This is a genomic window from Nocardioides endophyticus, from assembly GCF_039543845.1.
GTDB classification, from domain to species: Bacteria; Actinomycetota; Actinomycetes; order Propionibacteriales; family Nocardioidaceae; genus Nocardioides; species Nocardioides endophyticus.
Genome location: NZ_BAABKN010000028.1, coordinates 106,384 through 112,873 on the forward strand (window position 1 = coordinate 106,384; position 6,490 = coordinate 112,873).

Genomic DNA, 6,490 nt, shown 5'->3' on the forward strand with positions numbered 1-6,490 from the left:
CGGTCCTCACCCGTTAGGGTGAGGACCGGCCGGAGCGTGGGTCTCCGCACGTACCAGGAGATCCCCATGTCGCGCGCCATCGCCTGCCTGCTCGCACTCGTCCTGAGCCTGACCGGGCTCGGTGCCGCGAGCGGAGCCGCCTCCGCCGCCCCGGGCGACGGGTACATCACAGGCATCGTCACCGGCACCGCCCAGCAGCCGCTTGCGGACGTGTGGGTCAACGCCTCCGTGTGGAACCCGAGCACGGACGAATGGGACCAGCTGGACGCGGTGCAGACCAACGCCTCCGGTCAGTACCAGCTCGGACCCGTGGCCGCGGGCACCTACCAGCTCAGTTTCGACGCCAGCGCGCCGTACGCCTACGGGTTCCTCGACGGCATCGTGGTTGCCCCCGGGCAGACGGTCACGCAGAACGTCCAGCTCGTCGTGGGCGGCAGCATCTCCGGCACCGTCACGAATCAGGCCGGCAACAACGTCGACGGGGTCTACGTCGTCGCGTGGCGGTGGGATGCCGTCGAGATGTACTGGACACAAGCCGGGATGGCCCTCACCTCCCTCGGAGAGTACGACCTGAGGCAGCTCACCCCCGGTCGGTACCGGGTCGAGTTTCAGCCGACCGTCCACCAGCCGGAGTTCTGGAACAACGCCTCGTCGCTCCAGACCGGGAGGGACATCAGCGTCGCCTCGGGCCAGGCGGTCGGCGGCATCAACGCCCAGCTGGACGACGGCGTGTCGCTCAGCGGCATCGCGACCCGCGCGGACGACTCCCAACCGGTCTCCGGCGTCCGGGTCGTCGCGCACCGGTGGAACTCGGTCACGAAGGCGTGGGACCAGCGGGCGAACGCCATCAGCGCCGGCGACGGCTTCTATCGCCTCCGCGGTCTGGCCCCCGGCACGTACCGGCTCGAGTTCTGGTACCCCGGCGACGCCTACACGAGGGAGTTCTGGCCGGACGCCGCCAGCCTGGAGACCGCCACCAGCTTCACCATCGGCACCGAGGACATCTGGGACAGGGACGTGGTGCTCTCCACCGACCCGTTCCCCGCGGTCACCAACGTCGTGGCTCCGACGGTCACGGGTACCGCCCAGGTCGGCCAGACACTGACCGCAAGCACCGGGGCGTGGGCGCCGGCCACCGGCCTGTCCTTCACCTACCAGTGGCTGATCGGCGACCGCCCGATCGACGGAGCGACGTCCTCGACGTTCACCCCAGCGACCGGGGTCGGCAAGACCGTCCGGGTCTATGTGGGCGCCGTCAAGGCGGGCCACACCACCGCCTTCACGATGTCCGCAGCCAGCGCCGCCCTGCTCCCGCCGGCGGTCGTCAACACCACACTCCCGAGCATCTCCGGCTCGCCGCGCGTCGGGACGACCGTGACCGCCTCGCCCGGCACCTGGAACCCCAGCGACGCGAGCCTCGGCTACCAGTGGCTCATCGACGGTCTACCCGTCACCGGGGCGACCTCCTCGTCGTACGCCGCCACGCCGAGCGACCTCGGGCGCTCCCTCAGTGTGCGCGTCACGGCCAGTGCATCCTCCTGGCTCCCCACCGCAGCGACGTCGGCCGCCGCCAAGGTCGCGCCAGGCGTGCTCACGGCCACGGTGAAGCCGAAGGTGACCGGCAAGCCCAAGAAGAAGGCCGTCCTCAAGGTCTCGACCGGGCGCTGGTCGCCTGCCGCCGTCAGGGTGAAGCTCCAGTGGTACGCCGGCGCGAAGGCGATCCGCAAGGCCACCACTGCCAAGCTCAAGCTCGCCGGCAAGACCCTCAAGGCGGTCCGCAAGAAGGCCATCTCGGTCAGGGTCACCGTCACGGCTCCGGGCTACACGACCGTGGTCACCCGACTGAAGATCCGCGGCAAGGTGCAGTGACATCGACGCGGTGACATCTGTCATGGGGAGGCCGTGACGCGCGTGTGGGGGCCCTGACGCCGATCGTGGCCACGCTGGAGGCATGACCACTTCACCCTCACCCAGGTCGCGGCGGTCCGCCTCGACGGCGTGACGAAGTCCTTCGGCGCCGTCGAGGCCGTGCTGACCGCCGAGGGCAACGCTGGTTGTGATCCTCCGGGGGATGTCATACGGACGGAGCATCCGCTTGCTCCATCCGCATGACGTCCCGCGGGAGATGCGGACCACCAAGGCTCCACAGCTGCCGCCTCCGCACGCCTGTCCACAGGCATCCCTGGTGGCATCTGCACCCGCGAGCGGACTTGTTCAGGCTGCCGTGCATGCCCCGACAGGTCCCGTACGACGACGCTCGGTTCGTCGCTGCCCGCCGCCTTGCCTCCGCCCAAGGCGGGGTGGTCTCCCGACCTCAGCTGTACAGCCTCGGCATCACTCGATGGGAGATCCGAGGCCAGGTGCGAGGCCACCGGTGGCAGCTCATCGGAGATCAGTCGGTCCAGCTCGGCAACGGAGACCTGTCTTCGTTCGGCGAGCAATGGGCCGCCGTCCTCCAGGGCGGACCCCGTGCGTGTCTCGACGGCGGATCCGCGCTGATCGCGGCCGGCCTCGAGCGGTACACGATGGACCGCGTCCGGGTCTCCGTCCCTCGCGGTGCCCGAGTCCGCCGCAACCGTCGGTTCAACATCCGGCAGACCCGTCGGTGGGCAGAGCACGACATCGTCCGCGCGGGAGTCCCCCGCACCCGTCCGGCCACCGCCGCGATCCGGGCTGCCCTGTGGGCACGCACCGACCGGGAGGCGACGTACGTCCTCCTGCTCGCGGTGCAGCAGAGACTGACCGACGCGACCTCGGTCGGCAGCGAGTTGCTCCGGATCCGCCGAGACCGACGGCGGCTCCTCCTCCACTCGATAGTGAACGAGCTGCTCGACGGGGCCCAGACGCTCGGGGAGATCGATATCGCGGTCCTGCTTCGTCAGCGTGGGCTGCCGCCCCCGACGCGACAAGCGCTGCGCCGCGACCGACGGGGCCGCTACTTCCTCGACCTCTATTGGCCGGCGTACCAACTGGTCGTCGAGATCGACGGTATCCACCACGCGTGGATCGAGAACCTCGTCGGTGATGCCTTACGCCAGAACGCCCTCGCCCTTGACGGCGACACCGTGCTGCGGATCCCGCTGCTCGGATTGCGCCTCCAGCCGGACGACTTCCTGGATCAGATCGAGGACGGACTCCGCGCCGGCGGGTGGGCTGCCGCTGCCTGAGGGCGCCACGAGGACGTCATGCGCGCGGAGCATCCGCTTGCTCCGTCCGCATGACGTCCCGCGGGGAGATGCCATTGCGTGGTGATCTCACGTTCGGTGGGTACGGTCCCAGGCATGCGCTCCCTCCTCCTCGGATCCGTCACAGCCCTGGTCACAAGTCTCGCCCTCACCATCGCCGCCGCACCGGCGACCGCCGAGCGGCCCGACCACCAGTCCAGCGAGCGCGCGGCGTACCCCGCGCTCAAGGTGAAGCGGCTGGTGACCGGCCTCGACAAGCCGTGGGACGTCCGCTCCCTCGGCGGCGGACGGCTCATCTTCACCCAGCGCGACCGGGCAACGCTCACGGTCTGGGCGAAGGGGCACAAGCACGGGGTGAGGTTCCCCAGCAGCGAGGTCTGGGTCAGCGGCGAGACCGGACTGATGGGCCTCGAGGTGGACCCCGGCTTCGCGAAGAACCGCCGGATCTACACCTGCCAGGGCGCCACCACGAGCGGCGGGCACGACGTACGCGTCATCGCCTGGCGACTCAACGCGAAGGCGACCAAGGCGACCAAGGTCCGCCAGCTCATCGGCGGCTTCCCCAGCAGCTCCGGGCGGCACGGCGGGTGCCGGCTGCTGATCGACAGCGCCGGCTCGATGCTCGTCGGCACCGGCGACGCCGCGATCGGCACCAACCCCCAGGACAAGCAGTCCCTCGGCGGCAAGACGCTGCGGCTCAACCGGTTCACCGGCGCACCCTGGCCCAGCAACCCGTTCGCGAAAGCCGAGAGCCGCAACCAGCGCTACGTCCACACCTACGGCCACCGCAACGTGCAGGGTCTCAGCCAGCGCGCCGACGGCAGCCTGTGGTCGATCGAGCAGGGCACCGGCCGCGACGACGAGGTCAACCGACTCGTCAACGGCGGCGACTACGGCTACAACCCGGTGCCGGGCTACAACGAGTCGGTACCCATGACGGACCAGTCGCTGCCGGGCAAGCAGATCGACGCCGCGTGGAGCTCCGGCGACCCGACGCTGGCCACGTCCGGAGGCGGCTTCGTCTACGGCAAGCGTCTCGGCGCGTACGACGGCACCCTGGCCGTGGCCGCCCTCAAGGCCGAGCAGGTGCTGTTCCTGACGCTGTCGAAGAGCGGCACGCTGAAGCGGGTCCAGGTGCCCGACGCGCTGCGTCGGTACGGACGGATCCGCACCGTGGTCGACGGCCCTGCGTCGTCCTTCTACGTGACGACGGACAACGGCGGCGGCACCGACGTGATCCTGCGGGTGCGCCCGCGCGGCTGACCCTCACTTGGCGCGATCAGGCATGCTGCCACCGTGGACGCGCAGACGCTGACCAACCTCCTGCTCGTCCTGGGGTTCATCCTCGTCGGTGGAGTCTTCGCCGGCACGGAGATCGCCCTGGTGTCGTTGCGCGACGGCCAGATCAACGCGATCGCCGAGAAGGGCCCGCGCGGCGCCAGAGTCGCCAAGGTCGCCCGCGACCCCAACCGGTTCCTCGCCGCGGTGCAGATCGGCGTCACCGTGGCCGGCTTCTTCTCGGCGGCGTACGGCGCCTCGACGCTCGCGCCCGACTTCGCGCCCGTGCTCGAGCGGGCCGGGCTCGGTGAGAGCGCCGCCTCGACCGCATCGGTGATCTTGCTGACGCTCTTCATCGCCTACCTCTCGCTCGTGCTCGGCGAGCTGGTGCCGAAGCGCCTGGCCCTCCAGCGATCCCAGGGCGTGGCGTACGTCGTCGGCGGTCCGCTCGACCGGTTCGCGATCCTGATGCGCCCGGTCGTCTGGCTGCTGTCGGTGTCGACCAACGGGATCGTGCGGCTCTTCGGAGGAGACCCATCCGCGACGTCGGAGGAGCTCAGCGACGAGGAGCTGCGGTTCCTCGTCGACCAGCACGAGGGGCTGGCCGACGACGAGCGCAAGATCCTCACCGACGTGTTCGACGCCGGCGGCCGATCGCTGAGCGAGGTGATGCGCCCCCGCCGCGACGTCGCGTTCCTGACCATCGACTGCTCGGTCGCGGAGGCGATCAACGCAGCGATGTCGAACCCCTACTCGCGGTTCCCGGTGATCGGGACCAGCCAGGACGACGTCCGCGGCTTCCTGCACGTGCGGGACCTGCTCGGCGCCGACCCGAGGCGCGGCATCCGCGGCCTGACCCGCGAGATCCTCCACCTGCCCGCCACCAACCGGCTGCTGCCGTCGCTCGCCCGGATGCGCGACGAGGGCCGCCACATCGCCGTCGTCGTCGACGAGTACGGCGGCACGGACGGCATCGTGACGCTCGAGGACCTCGTGGAGGAGCTCGTCGGCGACATCCGCGACGAGTACGACGAGGCCGCGCCCGAGACCGCACCCGACGTCGTGGACGCCGGCCTGACCATCGAGGAGTTCGCCCGAGTGAGCGGCGTCCCCCTCGAGGACGGCCCCTACGAGACCGTCGCCGGCTACGTCATGCACCAGCTCGGCCGGCTCGCCGAGGTCGGCGACACCGTCGTCGTGGGCGAGCACCAGCTGGTCGTCACCGAGGTCGACCGGCACCGGATCACCCGCGTCAGCGTGCGCCCGAGCTCGTAGCTCCGGCCATCTCGACCCGCTCGGACAGATGCGGAACGACCGCTCCCGAAAGCCCTCCCCGCCCTTCGCATCGCACTGATCCTCGCCGCACCTGGCAAGACCCTCAAGGCCGCAGCGGGCAAGGCGATCAGCGTCCTCGTGACCGTCTCGGCCCCCGGCTACGGCACCGTCTCGACCACGCTCGAGGTCAAGGGCGAGCTGAAGCGCAAGTAGGCCTCACGCGGTCCAGCCCCACCAAGCGCCGCCCGCGGAGACGACCGCGAACCACAGCACGATGGCGAAGACCGCCACCCACGGCACCAGGCGTGGGTGCGGCGTCCACCACGCACATGCGAGCACCAGCAGCAGCACCCAGACAGCGAGCAGCAGCACGACCCCCCACCACGGGGCGAGCAGCCCGCTCGCGGCGTACAGGAAGAAGGCGCAGGCCATCCCGGCCATGCCGACGAATGGCCAGGGCGATGCCCTGGTCTCCCGGAGGTCGGTCGTCATACCGTCAGTCGTCGTTCCATTTGGGGTCGTTGTCCCAGTCCTCGTTGCGCTGCTCGGCCTTCTCCAGCGCGTGCTGCGCGTCCTCGCGAGTGGGGTACGGCCCGAGCCGGTCGATCGACGGGCATACGTTCTCACCGGTCTCCACCGTGTGGTGCTTCACACAGAACCAAAAGTCGCTCATGCCGGGAACGTACCCCCGAACTAGTGACCCGGATTTGAGATCCGCTGCATAAGTCGTCCGAGGCTGCTGAGGATCTGTT

General features: G+C 70.0%; 6 protein-coding genes. 4 read left to right on the plus strand and 2 right to left on the minus strand.

Features of this window, described 5'->3' with window-relative positions; all coding sequences use genetic code 11:
- Positions 1-66: 66 nt before the first annotated feature.
- The 4 genes from ABEA33_RS22065 (at position 67) to ABEA33_RS22080 (ending at position 5,738) form a co-directional block, all read left to right on the plus strand.
- Positions 67-1,869, plus strand: coding sequence for a carboxypeptidase regulatory-like domain-containing protein (locus tag ABEA33_RS22065; RefSeq protein ID WP_345529210.1), 1,803 nt, complete (start codon positions 67-69; stop codon positions 1,867-1,869).
- Positions 1,870-2,228: 359 nt separating this feature from the next.
- Entirely contained in the window at positions 2,229-3,167 is a 939-nt protein-coding gene (locus ABEA33_RS22070) for an endonuclease domain-containing protein (protein WP_345529211.1), read from the plus strand.
- A gap of 114 nt (positions 3,168-3,281) precedes the next feature.
- Positions 3,282-4,448 (plus strand): PQQ-dependent sugar dehydrogenase, encoded by a 1,167-nt coding sequence (locus tag ABEA33_RS22075; RefSeq protein WP_345529212.1) that lies wholly within the window; start codon positions 3,282-3,284, stop codon positions 4,446-4,448.
- Positions 4,449-4,481: 33 nt separating this feature from the next.
- A complete protein-coding gene (locus tag ABEA33_RS22080; RefSeq protein ID WP_345529213.1) occupies positions 4,482-5,738 on the plus strand; it encodes a hemolysin family protein in 1,257 nt (418 codons plus the stop codon).
- 216 nt (positions 5,739-5,954) lie between these two features.
- Here ABEA33_RS22080 and ABEA33_RS22085 read toward each other — a convergent pair whose 3' ends face one another.
- Together ABEA33_RS22085 and ABEA33_RS22090 are read right to left on the minus strand one after the other, a co-directional pair.
- Positions 5,955-6,230 (minus strand): hypothetical protein, encoded by a 276-nt coding sequence (locus ABEA33_RS22085; protein WP_345529214.1) that lies wholly within the window; start codon positions 6,228-6,230, stop codon positions 5,955-5,957.
- A gap of 4 nt (positions 6,231-6,234) precedes the next feature.
- Entirely contained in the window at positions 6,235-6,411 is a 177-nt protein-coding gene (locus tag ABEA33_RS22090; protein ID WP_345529215.1) for a hypothetical protein, read from the minus strand.
- Positions 6,412-6,490 lie beyond the last annotated feature (79 nt).